Genomic DNA, 21,403 nt, shown 5'->3' with positions numbered 1-21,403 from the left:
AAGACCAGAATTTAAACGAATCAATCGCTATTAATTAAAAATTAAACCGATGATGAACAGATTTATTTCCGCTTCCGGGCGGGGTATACTACTCCCATTGCCTGTAAAAATGAAGGTGGCCCTGAAGCTGACCACCCTGCTGCTTTTTCTTTTTGCATTAAGTGCAGCAGCCACTGCTTATGCGCAGAAAGTTACGTTGTCGGTAAAGAAAGTACCGCTGCAGCAGGTGTTTGAGGCTATCAAACAACAAACCGGCTACTACTTTTTATACAACAATGATATCCTGAAAAACACCACTCCCGTTTCTTTGAACGTAAAGGATGCGGAAATAACGGCGGTGTTGAATCAATGCCTGGCAGGCCAGCCGCTGGAATATAAAATCATCGACCGCACCATTACCCTGAAGGAGGTGCCGGTGAAAAAAGCCGCCACGGAACTGGCGGCCGATACCTTGATCACCGGCAGGGTGACCGATGAAAAAGGTGTGCCACTGCCCGGTGTAACCGTTACAGTAGAAGGATCTGCAAGAGGCGCCGTAACAGATGCTACGGGAAAATACACCATCCAGCTGCCCTCCGGCGCCAGCGCATTGTTGTTCTCCTTTATCGGGTTTAATAAACAGCGGGTGGAAACTGCCGGCAGCACCACGCTCGATGTAAAGTTAACGGAAAGCTCAAAGGGTTTGTCTGAGGTAGTGGTAACGGCACTTGGTATTAAGCGCGAAAGTAAGTCGCTTGGATACACCGTAGCAGAGCTGAAAGGCGCCGACCTGTCGGAAGGAAAGGAAGTGAATGTAGCCAATGCGCTATCCGGTAAAGTGGCCGGTGTACAGGTGAGCCAGCCTGCCTCCGGCGCTGGCGGATCTTCCAAGATCCTGATCCGTGGAAATAACTCCCTACAGGGTAACAGTCAGCCGCTATACGTAGTTGACGGAGTGCCCCTCGATAACCAGAACATCGGTGCTGCCGGCAGCACCGGCGGTGTGGACTATGGCGATGGCATCTCCAATATAAACCAGGAAGATATTGAAAGCATATCCATCCTGAAAGGCCCTAATGCTGCAGCATTGTACGGCCAGCGCGGCAGTAACGGTGTAGTGCTCATCACCACCAAATCGGGCAGCTCCCGCAAAGGCATCGGGCTGAAATTCAGCAGCGATTATGCCATCGGCAACGCATTGGTAACTCCCGATTTCCAGGATGAATATGGCCAGGGATTAAACGGTGATTTCACGCACTTCCGCGCCACCGACGGTAAAGTGTATACGATGGCGCAAGCCAAAGCACAAGGGCTGCAAGGCATGCCTAAAATGAGCGCCGGCCGCGACAGGATTGCCCGCAGCAGCTGGGGCCCAAAAATGGAAGGGCAGGAGTATGAAGACCAGTGGGGAAATATTTTGAAGCTGACGCCGCAACCCAATACCTATAAAGACTTTTTCGACCAGGAAAAACAGTTCGTAAATAATGTTGCCGCAGATGGTGGAAATGATAAGGTGAACTACCGCTTCTCTTATTCCAACACGCATGTAAACGGGTATGTGCCCACTAATACGCTTGACAGGAACACTTTTACCCTTCGCACACAGGCGTCTATTACGCCCAAATTACAGCTGGATGCGAAGCTCAACTACATCTCCCAGAAAGGTAAAAACAGGCCCACACTCTCCGATGCATCCGATAACCCGGCTTACCTGTTTATCAGTCAGCCGCGGAGCATGCCGCTGAGCATCCTTGCCGATTACACCTGGACCGCCCAGGATGTGGCCCGGCAGTTCGGCTACAGTGGTGTAACACCCGGACTGGAGAAAACATACGCTACCAACAGTTCTACTGCCAATCCTTACTGGACCATCCATAAAACGCAAAACACCGATCACCGCGACCGGCTCCTCGGCATGCTGCGGCTGTCGTACGATTTTAATAAATGGTTGAAATTAACTGCCCGCGGCGGCACCGATTTTTATACAGAAGAACGCCTGCGCTGGAGAGCCAAAGGCACGTACCAGAGCCAGAACAGGAATGGTGATATTGAAGACCGGATAATAAGGGTCCGGGAAGATAACTATGATGTATTGCTGGCCGGTAACCTGGAGCTGAGCAAGGACTTCACCCTGGGGCTGAATGCAGGCGCCAGTCACCAGAAAAAGTTTATGCGCATGACCGGCAATACCGGGAAAGAGTTTATTGTGCCGGACCTGCACGTGATCAATAACACGCTTACCAACTCCTATCTTTTCGACTTACAGGAATCTGAGATCAACTCCGTATACGGCTTCGGGCAGCTGGCCTTCCGGAACTACTGGTTCGTGGATTTCTCTGCACGGAACGACTGGTCATCTACCTTATCTGCCAATAACAATTCTTTCTTTTATCCTTCAGTAAGCACCAGTTTAATCATGACCGATCTGCTGAAGATGAACAGCAACATCGTTAGTTTCTGGAAGCTGCGCGGATCACTGGCGCAGGCTGGCAGCTCCGGTAATCCTTACCAGCTCACCGGCGCCTACAGCCTGGATCAGTTCACACATGGGGGCCAACCGCTGGCATCTTTTACTTCTATTATTCCCGATCCTAACCTGAAAAACGAACTGACTACCTCGGTGGAATTTGGTACAGACGTACGTCTCCTGAACAACCGCCTGGGCATCAGCTTTACTTACTATAATGCCGCTACGAAAAACCAGATCCTGGATGTGCCCTTACCGCCGTCCAGCAAATTTGAGGCGCGCAGGATCAATGCCGGCGAAATCCGCAACAAGGGAATCGAACTATCGTTAAACGGAACACCCGTGAAGCTGGCCAATGGATTTACCTGGGAAAGCACCTTTACTTTTTCCCGCAATAAAAATGAAGTGGTATCGCTCACCGAGGGAGTGGAAACATTTGTATTGGGAAGCGATAGGGGGATCAACGTAATAGCTGCACCAGGTAAGCCTTTCGGTACCATGATCGGAACAGGCTTCGCCTGGCTGAAAGATGATGCCGGCAACCGGCTGATAGATCCTGCTACGGGCTTGCCATTGCGCACACAGGGGCGCCAGCTCACAGAGCTGGGAAATGCCATGCCCGACTGGACCGGCGGTTTTGCCAATACCTTCCGTTACAAAGGCTTTGCTTTAGCTGCATTAGTGGATATCCGCCAGGGCGGCCTGGTGTATTCCCAAAGCAACCGCGAAGAGCTGATTTATGGTACCACCAGGAAAACACTGGCAGGCAGGGATGGCAGCTATATAGCCACCGGTATGATTGCAGAAAAAAACAGTAGTGGCAACTGGGTTAGCACCGGTAAAGAAAATACGATGAAAGTATTGGCGCAGGACTACTGGAACGTAGTGGCCAGCGATAAAGAAAATGTGGTATCGGAAGAAATGATGAATGATGCCAGCTATGTAGCCATGCGTGAAATCAGTTTGAGTTACGCGCTGCCATCGAAATTATTCTCCGGTAAAATGATCCGCAGAATGAATGTAGGCATCTATGGCAGGAACCTTTTTTACTTCCAGCGGAAAACAGATGGCTTCTCTCCCGAAGCCTCTTCCTTCAACGTAAACAACTCCTCTCTCGGCCTGGAATCAACGGCGCTGCCGATGATGCGGAGTTTTGGTGTGAACGTAAGCCTGGATCTTTAATCTGTAAAAACGAAGCATATGAAAAACAAATCATCGATATATAGAAAAGTGCTGGTGTTAACGACGGGATTGTTACTGGGTGGCTGTACCAAAGACTTCAGCGATCTGAACACGCCGCCAACAACGGTAACAAACATTGATCCCGCCCTGTTGTTATCAAAAGTACAGAAAGATGCGGCTTTTTCTGAAGGCACAGAAACCGCCAATATACAGGTAGGTTCCTGGGTGCAATACTGGGCCGGTGGCCTGGTGGCGCCTACTTCCCGTTATATCCAGCAGCCGGATAATAATATGTGGGCCGCACATTATACCTTGTTGAGAAACCTGGGCCAGATCCGCAACCAGGCATTGAAAGGAAAAGAAAATGATCCAACCGGGAGAACAAAGCTCGCCATTGCCCGCATCCTCGAAATATTTATATGGCAACGGTTAACGGACCTCTTTGGCGCCGTACCGTTTTCACAAACTACAGAAGATGCTACCGACGTAAATAACAAACCGGTGTACGACAGCCAGCAGTCGATCTATGAACACCTCATTGCCGACCTGGATGCCGCTATCGCCAATATCAACGCCAGCGATGTATCGTACGGCAACGCGGACTTCTACTACAAAGGCGCTACCGACAACTGGAAGAAATTCGGTAACTCACTGAAACTGCGTTTAGGTATGCGCATTAAGTATGCCGCGCCACAGCTGGCGGAAAAAACGGTGCGGGAGGCGATGAGTCAACCACTTTTTTCAGATAATAAAGACAATGCCGCAGTTCCTACTTTCAACGATGCACAAACTACCAACGCAAATCCTATCCTGGCGCAGTTTATCAGCGGCAGCCCCGATCTGCGTTACCTGGCATCGGCTTTTGTGGCCACACTGAATGATAAGCATGATCCCCGCCTTACCTTTATTGCCGCGCCTACCGTAAATTCAAAAAACAGCGGAACGCCTGCGTACAAAGGTATTGGTGTGGCATTAACGGATGCGTTGTTGTCCGGTATCATTAAAGATGATTATTCCACCGCTTCTATGACCACCTACTTTAATAAAACATTGGCTACGCCTATCCCTGCTTATGTATTCACCTATGCAGATGTATGTTTCTTTAAAGCAGAAGCGGCGTTGATGGGATGGGGTGCTACGCCCGCAGAAGCGGAGAAATTTTACCAGGATGGTATCAAAGCAGCAATGGCCATGCAGCCGTATAACATTACTACCATTCCGCAGGCGTACATTGATGCGGAGTTTTCACTCGCCGGACTTACATCAGAAAAACAGCTGGAGAAGATCATGACCCAGAAATGGATCCTGCTGTTTGGCCGTGACTATGAAGCCTATGCGGAATGGCGCCGCACCGGCTACCCCGTTTTAACGCCAGGCCCTAACCAGGGATCAACCAACGGTACCATTCCCCGCAGGGCAGTATACTCATCACTGGAAGCCCTGCTGAATACGGATAATTATAAGACTGCCGTATCTGGCTTAACCAACGGAGATTCTTACCTGTCGAAGGTTTGGTGGGATCAAAAGAAATAGACACTGAATAATGGAGAAAGGGTCGTCTTTTACAGACGGCCCTTTTTTTATTTCGCCACTATGCTTTACCGGTAAAAATGTTGTTTTTACCGGCATGATCGTGTCATTAACCCATTTGTACTATGCCGCTGCAGCGCGGCTCCCTATTTTCGTATTCATTCCTAAAACAACTAACGTATGAACCAGGTACATGAAATTAATGCGATCAGGCAGGCGAACAACGCCATCTATCATTCATTCCGGACACTGGATTTCCGCGGCGCTGCAGTATATCTTACGGAAGATTGCGATTACATTACGTTTAACGGCATGCACTTAAAAGGGCGGGAGGAGTACATCACACTGCACGAGCAGCTGATGAATAACTTTATGTTCAAAGGCGCACGGCTGCACGGACAGATTGAACAGGTACGTTTCCTGAATGAGAATGTAGCCATAGTGGTAGCCACCGGCGCTATCCGTTTCCGCTGGCAGAAAAAAGTGCCTGAAAGCCGTCAGTCGGTGAACACCACGGTTTGGGTAAAAAGCCCGGAAGGCCAATGGCAGATGTCTGCCTTTCACAATTGCCGCGTAAAGAAAATGAACTGGCTGGCCAGGTGGATCATGGGGTCTGTAAAAAAAGCCGCCTGAAAGAAGCCGCAAACCGCCCCTTAGTTTGTCGGAACCACACCCCCGGAGTGTTCCCCGGAATGAATAATTTTGTTTTAAGAGATACATCTTACAAGATCATTCAAAATAAAAAACAAGTATTATGTCATTCCAGGCTTATTTAGACAATATCAAAGCGAAAACCGGCAAAACAGGTGAAGACTTTAAAAAGCTGGCAGAGAAGAAAAAGTTCTTACAAAACGGCGAGCTGGCCCCCAAGGTAAAAGCCGGCGACATTGTAAACTGGCTGAAAGAAGAATATGAACTGGGCCACGGTCATGCGATGGCAATATTCGCGTACTTTAAAGGGAAGCGGGACTAGTTTTTTTTCCGCAACTGGTCGGCACTCCAGCGGTAGGCAGGTAAAGCAGACAATAAAAAGCTGCCGGCACTGGCGGTGAATACAGAATAGTTCAGCGGCGCGGCTATACCCAGCGCCACGGTCATGGCCAGTGCAAAACCAAGTAGCAAAACACCGCTGCCAATAGCTGCCCACCGGGTCCAAAAGCCCGCGATAAGCATTACGGCAAAAAGTATTTCTGCACCCGACGCCAATGCAGCAAAGACTTCCGCCACTGCATAGGGGAAAAAGAACATCAGTTTATGTGCATACTGCATAAAATGTTGCCAGTCGCCCCACCCGATATTCGCTCCACCCGGAGGTCCCCACACGCCGAACCTGTCGAGCCCCGCACACAGATAACTGGCGCCTAACGCCACCCGCAGAAAAAGCTGGATGATATCCTGTTTAATATTCATTGCCTGGTATTTTTGACAGGCAAAAATAATACAGGTAAAGCTCCTCCTGGTAGTCCAGTTTATAATCAGGAGATAGTCCAGCGTTGTTATTATCTATGCTATTTACTACTTTCAATGGGCAAAATATATTATCATGAAGAAATGGTTGTTGGGACTGCTCATAGCCGCAATAGTGGCCGCTACTGCCTTTACACCCCGCAAAATCACCTGGGTGGCCATCGGGGATTCTATTACCTACCTGAATGATCACCCCGGTGAAACCGGCAACAGGATCACCAAAGGATACCTGACACGCGTAACCGAAAAGCTCCCGCACATACAGTATATCAATAAAGGTTATAACGGCTGGACTTCCGGCGGTATCGCTGATGCCATAGAAAAACTGGATCTTGTAAAAGCGGATGTGTATTCTGTGTTTCTTGGTACCAACGACTGGTGGGGCGGGCGCCCTGTTGGTAATTTCTCCGACTATCTCCATAAAACGGGGAACAGCACCGTGTATGGCGCATTCCGGACGATCATTGACAAGTTGAAATCACTGAATAAAAAGGCGCATATCATCCTGATCACCCCGCTGCAACGCGGCGATTTTGTATACATCGCCGATATGCACAACAATGCCTGGGGCTCTTATAAAGAAAGAAAAGGGCAACAGCTTTCACAGGTGGTGGCCGCCATTGATTCTATTGCCGGCTATGAACACTTCGACAAATTAGACCTGTATCATAACAGCGGCATCACCCTGGAAAATATGGTGAAGTATAAACGCCTGAAAGACCCCGCCACCGGTGAATATAAAGACTATCGCTGGCCGGATTATAAAGATATTCCTTTCCATCCGGACACGGATGAATACCCTTATCCGGTGTCAGCGATCGATATGACGTACGATGGCCTGCATCCCTCTGATAAAGGATTTGCCGTTATTGCGGATATGCTGGTGGAGATCATGAAGCGATATTAGCTTCATCTTTGATACATGAAAAGTTTACTAAGCATTGACTGTAATATCGCCATATATCCTCTGAAATAAATATGCTATATTACCCCTGGTTTAAATTCTGAATAATGGCGATTAACTTACAAAAGGGACAAAGGATCGATATCGGCCTCTCAAAAATCAGTATTGGTTTAGGCTGGCATCCTAATGAAGGAACAGGCTCCGCTTTCGACCTGGATGCTTCTGCATTTATGATCGATGAGAGCAGGCATATTCTCCAGGAAGAATATTTTATTTTCTACGGAAATACAGATTCTCCGGACGGCGCACTGCATCACACCGGTGATGACCCTACCGGCGGCAACAGCGCTGATGGCGATGATGAAACCATCCAGGTAGACCTCACCAAAATAGATCCCCGCATAAGGGAAATCTTATTCGTGGTAACTATCCATGAAGCCATCAGCAGAAGACAAAACTTCGGACAGGTAAGAGATTCGTATATCCGTATCGTTGATGAAGGCACCGGCAATGAAATTGCAAAGTATGAACTGGGAGAAGATTTCTCCATTGAAACCGGCGTGGAGTTTGGCCGTCTTTACCTGAAAGATGGCAAATGGAAATTTGAAGCATCCGGGATTGGCTACAGGGAAGATCTGGCTTACTTCTTATCCAAATATTTCAAAGGTCAGATTATTAAATAACCCCTGATAAACCACTACCTATGGCTATCAATTTAGTAAAAGGTCAAACGATCGACCTCCGTAAAAACGACAAAGGAGAAGAATTCGATTTATCCACGGTCACGATTGGTTTGGGCTGGGATGTACGGCAAACGAAAAGCAACGAAGGCTTCTTTGGAAAATTATTCGGCGGAGAAAAAAAAGAAGCAGAATACGACCTCGATGCCGTAGCCATGCTGCTCGACAGCAGCGGTAAAGTGGCGAACCTTGGCAGAACCGTACAAACAAAGGATGGCAGATCAGTAGGATTGTTTGAGGGAGATGTGATCTTCTTCAATTCCATGCGCCACCCTTCCGGCAATATCTGGTTAACCGGCGACAACCGGACCGGCGCTGGTGATGGAGATGATGAACAAATTATCATCAAGCTGGACCAGCTGGAGAATAAATATGAAAAGATCCTGTTTATGGTCACCATTTACAATGGCCGCGCCACCAACCAGCATTTTGGTATGATCGATAATGCGTTCATCCGGGCGGTAGACAGCCGCGGAAAAGAGATCGCTAAATTTAGCCTGTCGGGCGACAGCACCTACAATGGGATGTGCTCCATGACATTTGCGGAAATTTATCGTAAAGATGGCGCCTGGAAGTTCAGGGCCATTGGTATTCCGCATCAATCCGATAGCTTTGTGGATGAATTGAAAAAGTTAACCTATTCCTGATCACAAAAGACCTATATTCAGCATAACCTTATCCGGCGGAAAACGCAGGATGAAATGTTACCCATTTTCAACATGCCAACACTGGTATTAAATTAATGCAGTATGAGAAGATTACCCGTGTATCTTTTATTAGATACTTCCGGTTCTATGAATGGAGAACCTATTGAGGCGGTGAAAAATGGCGTACAGATAATGATTAACTCACTACGTCAGAATCCACAGGCCATTGAAACCGCATTTATCAGCATCATCACTTTCGATAGCTCCGCACGGCAGGCAGTACCCCTTACCGACCTCGCGTCTTTCCAGATGGTGGATATAAAAGCGACCGGTACCACCGCATTGGGAGAAGCGTTGCAGCTGGTAAGCAACTGTATCGATCACGAAGTGGCCAAAACAACTACGGAGAAGAAAGGCGATTGGAAACCACTCGTGTTTATCATGACGGACGGTATTCCCACCGATAACTGGCAAAGTGGATTGACCGCATTTAAACAACGCAAAGTGGCGTATACGATCGCCTGTGCTGCCGGCTCCGGTGCAGATACCGCCATACTGAAACAAATCACCGATAATGTACTCAGTCTCGATACCGCCGATAGTCAGAGCATCGCCCGCTTCTTTGCATGGGTAACCGCTTCCATTGGCGTTACTTCCACAAAAGTGGAAGATGCCGGCAAAGAATTAATAGGCTTAAACGAGCTGCCGCCACCACCGGCAGAACTGAATATCGTGGTGTAAGAAATTAAAATATTGATATGCGACGATTACCGGTATTTTTTTTATTGGATACCTCCGGATCTATGTACGGTGAGCCCATTCAGGCACTCAACAACGCCCTGAGCGGCATGGTAAACACTTTGCGGATGGACCCCCAGGCAATGGATTCGTTGTGGCTCAGCATCATCACTTTCGACCGGGAAGTAAAAGAACTGACCCCGCTGGTGGAACTGGCCAATTTCCAGCTGCCGGAAATTAGCTGTCCGCAGAGCGGGCCCACACACACCGGCTATGCACTGGAATTTCTCCACGCAAAAGTGAACAGCGAAGTACGCAAAGGTACTCCCACGCAAAAAGGCGACTGGCGCCCGTTGCTGTTCCTTTTTACCGATGGTAAACCTTCGGATCTGCAGCTGTACCGCAAAATGATCCCGCTGATAAAAGACCTGAACTTCGCCACCATTGTAGGTTGCGCGGCAGGAAAAGCAGCAGACAACGGCATGCTCAAGGAACTGACAGACACCGTGGTGCATCTCGATACGGCCGACAGCGCCACATTGAAGCAATTTTTTAAGTGGGTATCCGACACCATAGAACAGGGAAATAAAAGTATGGGCACCACCGAGCAGGTAACACTGCCGCCGCCTCCCAACGAAGTGAATTTAGTCATCTGATAATAAAAAGAATGAACGTAAAATTGATCGGACACGATTTTAAATGCCTGGAAGTAGAATTATCCCAACAGGAGAAATTCTTCTGTGAGAAAGGCGCACTGATCTATCATGAAGAAGGAATTACTTCAAAGGTTAATGTATTCGATAAAGGCGTAGCCGGACTGATAAAAAGAAAACTCACCGGCGAAAGTATTTTCCAGGTAGAACTGTGCAATACCCATTTAAATCCGCGCAAGTTGGTGGTAGCCGGCAAAGTGGGGCTGCTGCCCGTTAACCTCAAGCAGCTTACTTCCGGCATTGTTTGTAAAGCAGGCGCTTTTGTGGCCTCCTCCGACAAAATTGATATTGATGTGAAAATGAACCTGACCTCCCTCATCGGTGGTACAGGCCTGATCATGCAGAAAATAACAGGATTTTGTACGGTATTTTTAGATGTGATAGGCACACCCATTACACTGGACCTCACACCCGGGCAAACCGTTTTTGTGGATGAAAAAAGCTTTATCTGCATGAATGCAGATATGGTAAACCGGATGTCATCCCATTTCTCCGGAAATAATCTCCTTGGAGGAGAAGGATTAAGTATGCTGAAAATTACCGGTCCGGGAACCGTATATATCACTTCTGTAAATTTTGGATAATGAGAAGACTACCGGTTTATTTCCTGATAGACGTCTCCGAATCAATGGTGGGAGAACCCATTCAACAGGTGGAAGAAGGGCTGGGACAAATCATCCAGGCACTCAAAACAGATCCCTACGCCATTGAAACAGCCTGGATCTCTATTATTGTTTTTGCCGGCCAGGCGAAAACACTGGTACCGCTGCAGGAAATCATCAACTTTTATCCGCCGCGTTTTCCTATTGGCGGAGGCACCTCTTTAAGCCGGGGACTGGGACACCTCATGTATGAACTGAGAAAAAACCAGGTGAAAACTACCTATGAAATAAAAGGCGACTGGAAACCGATCATCTTTCTTTTCACGGACGGCGTGCCTACAGACGATACCAGTGCAGCCATCGCGGAATGGAAACAGAACTGGCAACGCACTGCCAATATGGTGGCCGTTTCCTTCGGCAATGAAGCAGATACCAACCTGCTGAAAGAGCTGACGGAAAACGTAGTGCATTTTAAAAACAGCTCTCCCGCAGCCTATAAGCAGTTCTTCAAGTGGATTACCGACTCTATCAAAACCAGCAGTGAAAGTGTAGAGAAAAACGCTTCAGGATTTGAACTGTCGAAAATACACGATACCGATACCTTGTCGAAAATAGATCTCTCAAAACCATCACCACCCCGCAGTTACACCGATAGCAACTACGTGGTAATGGTAGGGAAATGCCAGCACCTGCAACGGGATTACCTCATGAAATACCGCCGCGCAGAACAGGACGCAGAAATATACGGACTAAACCTGAACCGGCTGTATTACCGGCTGGTAGGGGCGTTCCAGGTAGATAAAACCTATCACGAACTGTCCGATAGCCACACAAAACCGGCTGTTATCAACAGTGAAGAACTGATAGGCAATCCCACCTGCCCCTGCTGCGGCAACCAATGGGGATTCGCCCTGTGCTCCTGTGGCCAGATTCATTGCATCGGCGAAGAAAAGCTCAGTACCTGCCCCACCTGCGGAAACACCGCGGCATACGGCGCCAGCGACGGTGGTTTCGATGTAAACCGGGCACAAGGCTAACCGACAAAAGAGAAACATGGACAAATCCTTTATCCGGGAATTATTTAAAGCAAATAATATTACGGTCGGCACTAACCGGCAGCACCTGTTCGACGCTTTTGTGAATGAAGAGCAAAACAGGCTGGCGGTAAGGCAGATCCTGGAAAATAAAAAGCTACTAATGGATACCTGGCAGTTTAAAAACCGGTTGGCCGACATTCAGCAACAATCCGTCAGCATCCCGAATGCCACTGCAGGAAAGCCTTACGAGGTGACACTGGATTTCGGACTGCTGAAATGGAACGACTTTACCTATTTTCATATCGAGGGGCTGGAAGAAACCGGTCTGCAATACGATCCGGAAACAAAAGTGATCCGGGGCACACCCGTTAAAAGCGGCGATTTTAAACTAACGTTGAAATACCACATCAACGGCGAAGATGAAACCACCGCGCCAAACGAAAAAAAGGTGCCGCTGGTCATCAACCCCAATCCCAGATCGCTCTGGAAAAATATTGACAGCGATAAAAATGATCCCTACTGGAAAGAAGACAACGTGGCGGAATATGCCCCGCTGGGCGACAGGCACCTGCTGGTAGCCTCCAAAAGAGGCCGCTCGCACGCCAATACCGGTGGCTTCCGGGAAGATGATTTTGCCTTTAAACATTTCGGCGACACCGGCTGGAGCGTTATGGCCGTTTCTGACGGCGCCGGCAGCGCAAGGCTGTCCCGCGCAGGGTCCAGGATGGCCTGCACCGGCATCGTGGAATACTTTGAGCAGCACTTTACGCCGGTACTAAGGAGCGCATTTGATGCGCTGATTGCCGCACACGCTACCGCCGGAAGCGACAAAACACAAAAAGAACTCACCCGCTTTGTATACGATAACCTCGGCAAAGCAGCGTTCACCGTACATAAAAAGCTGGAAGAATTTGCTGTCGCCTGCGCAGCGCCAGTAAAAGATCTTCATTCCACACTTATATTTGTACTTTTAAAAAAGTACGAATCCGGCTATGTGATCATGAGCTTTGGCGTAGGCGATTGCCCCATTGCTTTGATTAATAAGGATTTTACAGACATCCAGTTGCTGAACCGGCTGGATGTGGGAGAATTTAGCGGGGGAACCCGGTTTATTACCATGCAGGAAATCTTTAAAAGTGATACATTTGCAACCCGCTTCGGGTTCAGGCTGGTGCCTGATTTCTCGTACCTGATGCTGATGACCGACGGTATTTATGATCCCAAGTTTGAAGTAGAAGCCAACCTGGAGAAGCTGACAGCCTGGAAAGCACTGCTGGAAGACCTCGGCGGTAAAAACGATGACAATGTAAAAGTAGACCTGGCCAGCCATACACCGGAAACCGCCAGCCAGCTATCTGCCTGGATGGACTTCTGGAGCCCCGGGAATCATGACGACAGAACTTTAATGATCATCAGTTAAGTATGCGGACTATATGAGTACAAAAACGGTGAATTCCGTCATCAATGCAGGGAAAAGTTATCAATACGTTGATAACGGAGAACCTATGCGGGGTGGCATGAAGGACGTTTACTTCAGTCCGGATAAATCATACGTGGTGGCATTTTACCGGGACACACAGGACTACGCTTCGAAAGAGCGGTTGCGGAAAATTGTGACGGACTACTATAACAGCTTCTTTAACCGGGAAGGCGGCGACTACTACCGGGATCTTTATTGCTGGCCAACAGACATGGTGGAAGCAGATAAAAAGGTAGGCCTCGTAGTACCGTGTTACCATGCTAACTTTTTTTTCAAGAAAGGATACGCATCAAACGACCTGATTAAAGGAAAGGAGAAAGAAGGGAAATGGTTTGCTTCACCCAAATTCAGGAACAAGCAGTTTACGCTGCGCCTGGATGAAGCAGAACTGGGCAACTGGTTAAGCTATTTCCAGATCTGTGTAAATATTTCAAGAGGTGTGAAACGCCTGCATGCAGCCGGACTGGCACATTCCGACCTGTCGTATAAAAATGTGCTGGTAGACCCGGTAAGTAAATCGGCCACCATCATCGATATAGATGGCCTCGTGGTACCGGGCCTGTTTCCACCGGATGTAATTGGCACCGCCGATTTCATCGCACCGGAAGTACTCGCCACCAAGCACCTGGGCCTGAAAGACCCGGGCAGGAAGCTGCCCAACCGTCTTACCGACCTGCATGCGCTGGCAGTAATGATCTACATGTATCTTTTATACCGTCATCCCTTAAAAGGAGGGAAGATCCACGATCTCGACGCAGAAAAAGACGACCTGCTGGCAATGGGAGAGAAGGCGCTATTTATTGAACATCCGCAGGATACTTCCAACCGGCCAAAACTGAATCACATTAATCCGAAGGAATTGCCCTGGGCAGATGTAAATAAGTTACCATACACCATTACAGGGCCTTACCTGAAGGAACTGTTCTACCAGGCGTTTGTAACCGGTTTGCACCAGCCAACCGAGCGGCCGCCGGCAGAAATGTGGGAACAGGCGTTACTAAAAACAACAGACCTCATGCAGCCCTGCAGCAATGCCGCCTGCGAACAGAAATGGTACGTTTTTGATAACACCCATTCTCCTAAATGCCCTTTCTGCGGTACGCCGCATAAAGGCACCCTGCCCGTACTGGACCTGTATTACGAGTTTAAGCCAACGGTATGGAAACCGGAAAACCACCGGCTGATGGTGTATAATAATCAATACCTGTTCCAATGGCATGTAAACAGGAATACTATCCGCAACGAACGGATCACCGCCGCGCAAAAAGTGCCGGTCGGGTATTTTGTTTTTCACCAGGGCAAATGGGTGCTGGTCAACCAGCAGCTCACTTCTTTAAAAGATCTTACAGAAGATAAAGAAATTGCCATCGGTGAGATGGTGGAACTAACGGATGGAAAAAGACTATTGCTGTCGAGGGAAGAGGGCGGAAGAGTAGTCATTATAACGATTGCCAACAAGTAGAAACCTATATAAAAAATAAAGTGAAATGAATGAATTAATCCAACAAATTATTGACAACCCAATACCTTCGGCAATCATTGTCGGGAATCTCGTTATTATTGAAAGTTTATTGTCGGTAGATAACGCGGCCGTACTGGCTACCATGGTAATGGACCTGCCCGAAAAACAACGCGACCGCGCCCTTAAATACGGGATTTTCGGCGCTTACCTGTTCCGTGGTCTGGCTATGTTGTTCGCGTCTTTCCTGATCAAGATCTGGTGGCTGAAACCATTGGGCGGTTTATATCTCCTGTACCTGGTATTCAGCTGGTGGAAAAATAAGAAAACAGAAGGAGAGAAGGAAGAAGAGAGCATCGACAAAGGCCAGAACTGGCTATACAAGGCCACAGTGGGGGCTATCGGGCCTTTCTGGGCTACGGTGGCACTGGTGGAGTTAATGGATATGGCTTTCTCTATAGATAATATTTTTGCTGCAGTAGCTTTTACTGATAATATACTGCTGGTTTGCCTGGGGGTATTTATCGGTATCCTTGCCATGCGTTTTGTGGCACAGGCTTTCGTGAAACTGATGACGAAGTTTACCTTCCTGGAAGCAGCGGCGTACATCGTTATTGCCATTCTCGGTATTAAACTGACGTTGTCTATCTACGAGCATTTCTTTCCGGAATCACCTGTTACCCATTTCCTGGAAAGTTCAAAAGCAGACATCATTACGTCGATCATCACCGTGGGCGTGTTTATCGTTCCGATCATTACATCGGCGCTGTTAAATGTTCCTAAAAGAACCCCTGCTGCAGAGTTGGAGAAAAAATGATGCCGGTAACAAACCGGCTCAGCTTAATAAAGGTTTCTATGGCGCCAGTTTGCGGACTGGCGTCTTTTTTATGCCTAAATCACATTGGTGTTCAGCATCGTTTTGAGGATGTTGGTCTGCACATCAAAGCGACCAATCTGTTGCAGGAAATCGACGTCGGAAATTTTCTCATAGTATTCCTTCAGGAGGGCATGCACGTTATCCGGGATCACCGTTTTCAGCACGTTGGCGCGGCTCATCAGGTTATCATTCTTATCCGTTAACTCCTGTATAATCCTTGTTTTTTTGGAGAGGGTGTTGGACCAGTCAACGTCTGTGATTTTTGAAAGATCACAGAACAGGAATAAATTTTTTGCGGGGAAGAAGAGAAAGTAACGGTCCATGTTAAGGAAGCGGTACACTTCCAGGATCAGGTTACCGGCACTGAGTCCGCAAAAGAACTCGGTTTTAAAATCCATTTTGCACAACAATCCCATCAGCTTGCGCTGTATGATGGCGGAGTTGTTGCGGTACACTTCTGCGGGGGTGAATTTAATCAGTTCATTGAGCGCTTCGGTGGAAATATCGAAATAAAAATCCTGGGAGAATCGTGCGCTGAAAGCATTGATGTTTTTGGAGAAGGGGTAGTCTTCGGAGTTGTCAGACAGCACCTGGTACAGCTTCCGCAAAGATAAATTGATCTTCAGGGATTGTTTCTGTTTATCCTGCTGGTAATTTTTCTCTGAAAAAACGGAGTCGTTGATATTGGCGATCAGGTCTTTGTTGATCTGTATTTCGTCGTATAAAATACTCACGTTTCTTTCATTGCTGGCTTTTATTTTTCGCAACAGGTCAATCACCGTGGCGGTGTATTGCAGGTGAAACAGTTCCAGCTTATTGACATCGAGTTCCGGATTTGTTTCAAATAATTTATGGACAACCTGGCTTCGGAGATAAATCTTGTATATTATCTCTTCTTCAAAAAAAGTGGACAGCAATTGCAACTTGCTGATAGTTTTATTTGAGTCATTTAATATTATTGCCAGGTTATCCTCCATTACTTATCCTCCGTTAGCTAACGTTTGTTACATTTTTCTTCAGCTCTGTTTCCAGCGTCTGCAATTCACCATTCAGCACTTTCCGGCTTTCGGTGCCCTGATCGTGGATCTTTTTCACTTCATGTAAAGTTTCAATCAGCGACTGGGTAGTTCTCTTCAATGTTTCAATAGATACTACTGTTTTCTCATTCTCTTTCGCTACCTCGATGCTGTTTTGTTTCAGCAGGTCGGCATTTTTCTGGAGAATGGTATTGGTGGTATCGGAAATCTTCTTTTGCATTTCCACGTTGGCTTTCTGTCTTTGCAACGCCACCGCAATGGTGAGCTGGTTTTTCCAGACAGGGATCGTAGTGGAAATGATCGATTGCGCCTTTTCCGCAATGGAAGTATTGTTGTTTTGCACCAGCCTGATCTGGGCTAAAGACTGCAGCATAATAAAGCGCACAATCTTCATGTCCGCCAGTCTTTTATCCAGGCGGGTAATGAAATCCCTTAAATCAGCGATTTCATAGTCATTGTAATTGGCGGCATTCACTTCCATTTCGGCCAGCTTCTGGCTGAGCTCATTGAATTTCAGCTGACCTGAAATAATGAGATCTTCCATTTGTTTGATGTAAGATACGTTACTATCAAACATGGTTTGCAAAGAACTGTTGTCTTTCAGTGAATTGATGCGGCCCGCTTTGATCTTATTGGTGATCTTATCAATGTTACTGATAACGGTATCGTATTTCTGGAAAAGCTTTTTGGCATCAAATACCAGCTTTTTCAGGAAAGGTATTTTAGAGATAAAGCTCTGTAAAGCGCCCTGGTTCAGCTCATCTACGTCGATATAATTCAGTTCTGTAAGCAGATCGTTGATCAGCCCGCCTACTTCGCCCGAGTTATAGGTACGTACGGAAGTGAGGAACTCATTACTGTATTTTTCCATTGAATTCTGTACATCGGTACCATAATTCAGGATGGAATTTACATCGGTGGTTACCAATGTTTTACTTATTTCCCCGTATTTCTTTGCATCGTCCGGCGTAATAACCGCCAGATCCACATTTCCCTCTTTGTCGAGCCTTACCGCGGGAAGGGTTTGGTCGGTGATATTTGGGTTTGCTTCCATAAGGTATCTGATTATAAATTGATATTATCTTATCAAAAAGTGATCCTACAGGTAGTTCTGCGCAACGGTGTTCACGGTTTCCTGCAGTTTTTTGTCTTTTGTAGGTTCACCGATCGCATTAAATTTCCATTCGCCGTTCTTTTTGTAGAAAACGCCCATCACCATAGATACGTGTCCTGCAAAGCCGGGGCCGCTGGCGATATCGTAGGTGGCAAATACTTCGTTCACGCGGGCAGGGGTACCTTCATAAATGCGGATAGACGCAAAAGGAATCGTGCCAAAGTCGTGTCCGCGGAAGCTGTTCAGTACAAATGCCACGTAGTTGGTGTTGGCATCCAGCCGGGAGAAATCGAGCGTGATCACTTCATTGTCCAGGCCGTCGTTGCCGTTCAGGTCACCAGTCAGGTCATCGCCGCTGTGTTTTACCGCGTTGTCTTTTGATTTCAGGTTACCAAAGTAAACCACTTCCTGCAGTTGCTTCTGCTCGGTGAACATTGCGCAGCTGCCGTCCAGGTCTACCGCTTCTTTGGTTTTAGACAGGCCAAACAGGCCTTTCTTTTCAATAGCGCCCCAGTTGATCCCTACACAGATATTCTGAAGTTTGGCGCCATTGCTTTTTTCGAGATTTATACGCTGACCTTTTTGAAGATTGATTGCCATGTTGATCTTATATTTAGATATAGTGTTGTATAGATTAGTTGTATTTGTTCAGGTAGTCCTGCAGGCCGCCTTTCATGCCAACGCCTACTGCTTCAAACTTCCATTCGTCGTTGCGTTTGTAAATTCTTCCGAATTCCACAGCTGTTTCAATAGAAAAATCTTCTTCCAGCTCGTATTTCAGTAATACTTCGTTGGTAACCGGGTCGAATATACGCACAAAGGAATTCCTTACCTGGCCGAAGTTCTGCCGGCGTGCTTCTGCATCGTGGATGGTTACCACTACGCATATTTCGGTAATTTTGGGATCTGCTTTAGACAGGTCAATTTTAATCTGTTCGTCGTCGCCGCCGCCATCGCCGGTGAGGTTATCGCCGGTATGCTCTACGCTGCCATCGGGTGATACGAGGTTATTATAAAAAATAAAGTGCTGCTCAGATAATATCTTTTTATTCTCTCCCATTACGAACAGGGAAGCATCCAGATCGAAGCTGGTGCCGGTAGATGAAGCATTAGCGTCCCAGCCCAGGCCGATTACGAATTTGGGCGCATTAATCGTTTGCCGCTGACCTTTTTGCAAATTAATTGCCATGTTGTATGCTTTTATGTTTTCTGTTAAATAAGTAATTATTAATAAAATTCAGATTTTTCTGGTAAACTTCTATCGTATGATAACCGTTTCCCAGGGCCATATTATACAAAAGATTCACAAATTTATCGGATTGATTTTGCAGGAAAATACAAAATGAATCGAAATCATAATTCAAGATATACTTTACAATCCGTGTATTAATGAAAAATTGTTCCCCCTGGATGATTTTTTCCAGGTGGAAGATGGACTTTACAAAATGATAGTTCAGGTGGTTTTCAATGTTGGGATGAATGCTTTTATTCTGCAGTTCTGCATAATAGAGCATGTACACATCGTTAGGCAGGTCATAGGCATCCACCATTTTCAGGATCATTCTTTCATGGCCTCCCGTAATTTTGATGTCATCCAGGAAAATCACTTTCTTCCCGGTCAGGAAGTGGCGGTCGATATGGAAGCTGTCGTTGCCGATCAGCTTTAACCGTTGCTCCGCATCCAGTTCGCCGTAATCCTCCTTGTAGGTAATGGTACGGTGTACTTTGGTTTCCTGTAAAACCGGGTGCCCGTGCGCTGCCAGCCACCTGTTCAAGTGAAAAACGAAATAGTTTTTCATCGCAAAGGTAGCCGTTGGGATAAAGGAATATGGACTTGACACTACCACAAACTGCGGCACTTCCTGTCCTTTGAGGTGATGCTCAATAAATCCTTCCGCCAGGCTGGTCCCGAATTTTTCGGCAACGGCGTCGTCCCCGAACTTGAAACGGCTGTAGTCATCGGGGCTAAACCCGAAATGGCCGGCATGGGTGATCTTATGAAGTGAATAGGTTGTTGTCATCAGTTAAGTAAACTTGAAATACATTGATGATTGGAGTTGACCAGTAAAGTACGAATGCCTGTCACCTGCGCCCCGTTAATATCTGCTTTTACATTATCGCCAATATGTATGATGTTACTTAGCGGGATTGCCGTATCATTTCTTACTATCGCCACGTTTTCCAGCATCAGGCGAAACATTTTTTCATTGGGTTTCGACATGCCGGTTTCATCTGAATACAGCTGGAAATCGAAAAAATGCTCCAGCTCCAGCTCCTGTAATACCCGTCTTAATGTGCTGCCTTTTATAAAAGCGGTGTTACTGAGTAAACTGATGGTACTGTCAGATGATGCTTTTATCCTGCGCAATGTTTTCACTGTTTCCGAACAATAAATAACCGGGAGGTGTTTAAGCACCAGGGCATCCATTTCCTCGTAAAGCCCTGCCAGATCAATGCTCCCGAAGGCATTGTCGTCATCATTTATTTCACTGATCACCATAAGGTACATTTCCTCCGCATCAATATTACCGCCTGTTTTTTCATTGATGGCATTGCATAGCAGATCTGTTTTGCGGAATATGCGGCTTACCTCTTCCAGTGTTTTTTGGTGTTGATTGAAATGGTTGTAAAAAAAGCGCGTCCTTTCCTGTTTAAATAAAGGATTCGATTTTATTAAAGTTAACCATAGATCAAAAGAATAATGTTGGTATATGTTCATGTACTTTTTAAGCATTTACGTCACTCCGGCAATTGATACTTGGCCCGGTTCCCTGTACCAGCATACCTGTAAGGGTTAATGTAAGTAATATTTAGCAGCTCCTGTTTAATCTTTTTGTTACCAAAATCAGTTTGTTATGGGTTAATACTAAAAAAGCCTGCATACCGCTTTTTTTTTCAAGGTCCTAATATAGGATTTTATCTTTCATATAAACCCAAAACCACCTGTTAATGTATTGGTAATAAAGTAAGTTGGTTTTTTAACTTATCTAGTTTTCCTGCCCGGGTGTTGCAAGCCCGGATATGCAGTTCCCGGCCGCTAAGCTACCAAAAAGCAGCCATTCTGCACCTGCGGAAATTCTCAGGTTGCGAGTGCTGTTTCTGGCATGCTCTATGCGCTGGCCCGCAGGCCAGCACTGAATCGGTGTTGGAATCTGTGCAAAAAAGGGATGTGTATAAATCTCCGGTTCTATCATCAGTTAATGAACACGGCCTCTCTCTTCCTGGTTGCCGGTGTCGCCTGCCGGCAGCTTAGCGGCCCTGCTGCCAAAGCGGTAACTGATGCCTAGCTTCAGGTAACGGTTCAACTGGAAGTTGCTCAGCTGCTGCTGCGCGCCGTTAATGGTTATGGCGCTACTCTGGCAAATATCATTCATGGTTAACACAATGTCTACTTTCTTCTTCATCACCGACGCCTTCAGCCCGATATCCA

22 protein-coding genes are annotated in these 21,403 nt (G+C 47.0%); 14 read left to right on the top strand and 8 right to left on the bottom strand.

Annotation, left to right across the window (positions count from 1 at the left end; genetic code table 11):
- The first annotated feature begins 49 nt into the window (after positions 1-49).
- The 4 genes from QFZ51_RS22545 (at position 50) to QFZ51_RS22530 (ending at position 6,131) form a co-directional block, all read left to right on the top strand.
- Complete coding sequence (locus QFZ51_RS22545; protein WP_429049138.1) at positions 50-3,628, top strand: SusC/RagA family TonB-linked outer membrane protein; 3,579 nt, start codon at positions 50-52, stop codon at positions 3,626-3,628.
- A gap of 18 nt (positions 3,629-3,646) precedes the next feature.
- Positions 3,647-5,161: a SusD/RagB family nutrient-binding outer membrane lipoprotein gene (locus tag QFZ51_RS22540; protein ID WP_429049135.1), complete on the top strand. Its 1,515-nt coding sequence runs from the start codon at positions 3,647-3,649 to the stop codon at positions 5,159-5,161.
- A 177-nt stretch (positions 5,162-5,338) separates the two neighbouring features.
- Positions 5,339-5,791: a YybH family protein gene (locus tag QFZ51_RS22535; protein WP_370912006.1), complete on the top strand. Its 453-nt coding sequence runs from the start codon at positions 5,339-5,341 to the stop codon at positions 5,789-5,791.
- Between the two features lie 121 nt (positions 5,792-5,912).
- A complete protein-coding gene (locus tag QFZ51_RS22530; RefSeq protein WP_429049131.1) occupies positions 5,913-6,131 on the top strand; it encodes a DUF4287 domain-containing protein in 219 nt (72 codons plus the stop codon).
- On the opposite strand, the gene QFZ51_RS22525 is transcribed toward QFZ51_RS22530, so the two are convergent.
- Positions 6,128-6,568 carry a DoxX family protein gene (locus QFZ51_RS22525; RefSeq protein ID WP_429049128.1) on the bottom strand — a complete coding sequence of 147 codons (441 nt, stop codon included), beginning with the start codon at positions 6,566-6,568 and terminating at the stop codon, positions 6,128-6,130. The two genes, QFZ51_RS22530 and QFZ51_RS22525, sit on opposite strands and share 4 nt — an antisense overlap.
- 133 nt (positions 6,569-6,701) lie before the next feature.
- Here QFZ51_RS22525 and QFZ51_RS22520 point away from each other — a divergent pair, with 133 nt between their 5' ends.
- The 10 genes from QFZ51_RS22520 (at position 6,702) to QFZ51_RS22475 (ending at position 15,762) form a co-directional block, all read left to right on the top strand.
- Complete coding sequence (locus tag QFZ51_RS22520) at positions 6,702-7,532, top strand: SGNH/GDSL hydrolase family protein (protein WP_429049125.1); 831 nt, start codon at positions 6,702-6,704, stop codon at positions 7,530-7,532.
- A 104-nt stretch (positions 7,533-7,636) separates the two neighbouring features.
- Positions 7,637-8,212 carry a TerD family protein gene (locus tag QFZ51_RS22515; RefSeq protein ID WP_370912011.1) on the top strand — a complete coding sequence of 192 codons (576 nt, stop codon included), beginning with the start codon at positions 7,637-7,639 and terminating at the stop codon, positions 8,210-8,212.
- Positions 8,213-8,232: 20 nt separating this feature from the next.
- On the top strand, positions 8,233-8,916 hold the full coding sequence (locus tag QFZ51_RS22510; RefSeq protein ID WP_370912012.1) for a TerD family protein: 684 nt from the start codon (positions 8,233-8,235) through the stop codon (positions 8,914-8,916).
- Between the two features lie 102 nt (positions 8,917-9,018).
- Positions 9,019-9,657: a vWA domain-containing protein gene (locus tag QFZ51_RS22505; RefSeq protein ID WP_429049120.1), complete on the top strand. Its 639-nt coding sequence runs from the start codon at positions 9,019-9,021 to the stop codon at positions 9,655-9,657.
- 17 nt (positions 9,658-9,674) lie between these two features.
- A complete protein-coding gene (locus tag QFZ51_RS22500; RefSeq protein ID WP_429049117.1) occupies positions 9,675-10,310 on the top strand; it encodes a vWA domain-containing protein in 636 nt (211 codons plus the stop codon).
- Between the two features lie 11 nt (positions 10,311-10,321).
- A complete protein-coding gene (locus tag QFZ51_RS22495; RefSeq protein WP_429049114.1) occupies positions 10,322-10,951 on the top strand; it encodes an AIM24 family protein in 630 nt (209 codons plus the stop codon).
- Positions 10,951-12,006: a TerY-C metal binding domain-containing protein gene (locus tag QFZ51_RS22490; RefSeq protein WP_429049111.1), complete on the top strand. Its 1,056-nt coding sequence runs from the start codon at positions 10,951-10,953 to the stop codon at positions 12,004-12,006. The genes QFZ51_RS22495 and QFZ51_RS22490 overlap by 1 nt, the downstream gene beginning before the upstream one ends.
- A gap of 16 nt (positions 12,007-12,022) precedes the next feature.
- Positions 12,023-13,426: a PP2C family serine/threonine-protein phosphatase gene (locus QFZ51_RS22485; RefSeq protein ID WP_429049109.1), complete on the top strand. Its 1,404-nt coding sequence runs from the start codon at positions 12,023-12,025 to the stop codon at positions 13,424-13,426.
- Between the two features lie 13 nt (positions 13,427-13,439).
- Complete coding sequence (locus tag QFZ51_RS22480; RefSeq protein WP_429049106.1) at positions 13,440-14,948, top strand: helix-hairpin-helix domain-containing protein; 1,509 nt, start codon at positions 13,440-13,442, stop codon at positions 14,946-14,948.
- Positions 14,949-14,973: 25 nt separating this feature from the next.
- Positions 14,974-15,762 carry a TerC family protein gene (locus tag QFZ51_RS22475; RefSeq protein ID WP_429049104.1) on the top strand — a complete coding sequence of 263 codons (789 nt, stop codon included), beginning with the start codon at positions 14,974-14,976 and terminating at the stop codon, positions 15,760-15,762.
- Positions 15,763-15,836: 74 nt separating this feature from the next.
- On the opposite strand, the gene QFZ51_RS22470 is transcribed toward QFZ51_RS22475, so the two are convergent.
- The 7 genes from QFZ51_RS22470 to QFZ51_RS22440 all read right to left on the bottom strand — a co-directional run bounded on the left by QFZ51_RS22470 (position 15,837) and on the right by QFZ51_RS22440 (position 21,377).
- Positions 15,837-16,745, bottom strand: coding sequence for a hypothetical protein (locus QFZ51_RS22470; protein ID WP_429049101.1), 909 nt, complete (start codon positions 16,743-16,745; stop codon positions 15,837-15,839).
- A gap of 67 nt (positions 16,746-16,812) precedes the next feature.
- Positions 16,813-17,913, bottom strand: coding sequence for a toxic anion resistance protein (locus QFZ51_RS22465; protein WP_429049099.1), 1,101 nt, complete (start codon positions 17,911-17,913; stop codon positions 16,813-16,815).
- Between the two features lie 45 nt (positions 17,914-17,958).
- Positions 17,959-18,573: a TerD family protein gene (locus tag QFZ51_RS22460; RefSeq protein WP_420989365.1), complete on the bottom strand. Its 615-nt coding sequence runs from the start codon at positions 18,571-18,573 to the stop codon at positions 17,959-17,961.
- A gap of 34 nt (positions 18,574-18,607) precedes the next feature.
- Complete coding sequence (locus QFZ51_RS22455; RefSeq protein ID WP_370912023.1) at positions 18,608-19,162, bottom strand: TerD family protein; 555 nt, start codon at positions 19,160-19,162, stop codon at positions 18,608-18,610.
- A complete protein-coding gene (locus QFZ51_RS22450) occupies positions 19,152-19,994 on the bottom strand; it encodes a phosphoribosyltransferase family protein (RefSeq protein WP_429049098.1) in 843 nt (280 codons plus the stop codon). The genes QFZ51_RS22455 and QFZ51_RS22450 overlap by 11 nt, the downstream gene beginning before the upstream one ends.
- Positions 19,994-20,692, bottom strand: coding sequence for an HAD family hydrolase (locus tag QFZ51_RS22445; RefSeq protein WP_429049095.1), 699 nt, complete (start codon positions 20,690-20,692; stop codon positions 19,994-19,996). The genes QFZ51_RS22450 and QFZ51_RS22445 overlap by 1 nt, the downstream gene beginning before the upstream one ends.
- A 478-nt stretch (positions 20,693-21,170) precedes the next feature.
- Positions 21,171-21,377 carry a hypothetical protein gene (locus QFZ51_RS22440; protein WP_429049092.1) on the bottom strand — a complete coding sequence of 69 codons (207 nt, stop codon included), beginning with the start codon at positions 21,375-21,377 and terminating at the stop codon, positions 21,171-21,173.
- Positions 21,378-21,403 lie beyond the last annotated feature (26 nt).

It is taken from the genome of Chitinophaga sp. W3I9, assembly GCF_050434025.1.
Taxonomy (GTDB): Bacteria; Bacteroidota; Bacteroidia; order Chitinophagales; family Chitinophagaceae; genus Chitinophaga.
This window is presented reverse-complemented; position numbering and strand designations above follow the sequence as displayed.

Excerpts from the sequence above, each read along its gene's own strand:
- QFZ51_RS22515 (WP_370912011.1), top strand. The coding sequence starts at position 7,637 with ATGGCGATTAACTTACAAAAGGGACAAAGGATCGATATCGGCCTCTCA.
- QFZ51_RS22465 (WP_429049099.1), bottom strand. The coding sequence starts at position 17,913 with ATGGAAGCAAACCCAAATATCACCGACCAAACCCTTCCCGCGGTAAGG.
- QFZ51_RS22500 (WP_429049117.1), top strand. The coding sequence starts at position 9,675 with ATGCGACGATTACCGGTATTTTTTTTATTGGATACCTCCGGATCTATG.
- QFZ51_RS22460 (WP_420989365.1), bottom strand. The coding sequence starts at position 18,573 with ATGGCAATCAATCTTCAAAAAGGTCAGCGTATAAATCTCGAAAAAAGC.
- QFZ51_RS22490 (WP_429049111.1), top strand. The coding sequence starts at position 10,951 with ATGAGAAGACTACCGGTTTATTTCCTGATAGACGTCTCCGAATCAATG.
- QFZ51_RS22450 (WP_429049098.1), bottom strand. The coding sequence starts at position 19,994 with ATGACAACAACCTATTCACTTCATAAGATCACCCATGCCGGCCATTTC.
- QFZ51_RS22510 (WP_370912012.1), top strand. The coding sequence starts at position 8,233 with ATGGCTATCAATTTAGTAAAAGGTCAAACGATCGACCTCCGTAAAAAC.
- QFZ51_RS22475 (WP_429049104.1), top strand. The coding sequence starts at position 14,974 with ATGAATGAATTAATCCAACAAATTATTGACAACCCAATACCTTCGGCA.
- QFZ51_RS22525 (WP_429049128.1), bottom strand. The coding sequence starts at position 6,568 with ATGAATATTAAACAGGATATCATCCAGCTTTTTCTGCGGGTGGCGTTA.
- QFZ51_RS22455 (WP_370912023.1), bottom strand. The coding sequence starts at position 19,162 with ATGGCAATTAATTTGCAAAAAGGTCAGCGGCAAACGATTAATGCGCCC.
- QFZ51_RS22530 (WP_429049131.1), top strand. The coding sequence starts at position 5,913 with ATGTCATTCCAGGCTTATTTAGACAATATCAAAGCGAAAACCGGCAAA.
- QFZ51_RS22505 (WP_429049120.1), top strand. The coding sequence starts at position 9,019 with ATGAGAAGATTACCCGTGTATCTTTTATTAGATACTTCCGGTTCTATG.
- QFZ51_RS22540 (WP_429049135.1), top strand. The coding sequence starts at position 3,647 with ATGAAAAACAAATCATCGATATATAGAAAAGTGCTGGTGTTAACGACG.
- QFZ51_RS22495 (WP_429049114.1), top strand. The coding sequence starts at position 10,322 with ATGAACGTAAAATTGATCGGACACGATTTTAAATGCCTGGAAGTAGAA.
- QFZ51_RS22520 (WP_429049125.1), top strand. The coding sequence starts at position 6,702 with ATGAAGAAATGGTTGTTGGGACTGCTCATAGCCGCAATAGTGGCCGCT.
- QFZ51_RS22485 (WP_429049109.1), top strand. The coding sequence starts at position 12,023 with ATGGACAAATCCTTTATCCGGGAATTATTTAAAGCAAATAATATTACG.
- QFZ51_RS22545 (WP_429049138.1), top strand. The coding sequence starts at position 50 with ATGATGAACAGATTTATTTCCGCTTCCGGGCGGGGTATACTACTCCCA.
- QFZ51_RS22440 (WP_429049092.1), bottom strand. The coding sequence starts at position 21,377 with ATGAAGAAGAAAGTAGACATTGTGTTAACCATGAATGATATTTGCCAG.
- QFZ51_RS22480 (WP_429049106.1), top strand. The coding sequence starts at position 13,440 with ATGAGTACAAAAACGGTGAATTCCGTCATCAATGCAGGGAAAAGTTAT.
- QFZ51_RS22445 (WP_429049095.1), bottom strand. The coding sequence starts at position 20,692 with ATGAACATATACCAACATTATTCTTTTGATCTATGGTTAACTTTAATA.
- QFZ51_RS22535 (WP_370912006.1), top strand. The coding sequence starts at position 5,339 with ATGAACCAGGTACATGAAATTAATGCGATCAGGCAGGCGAACAACGCC.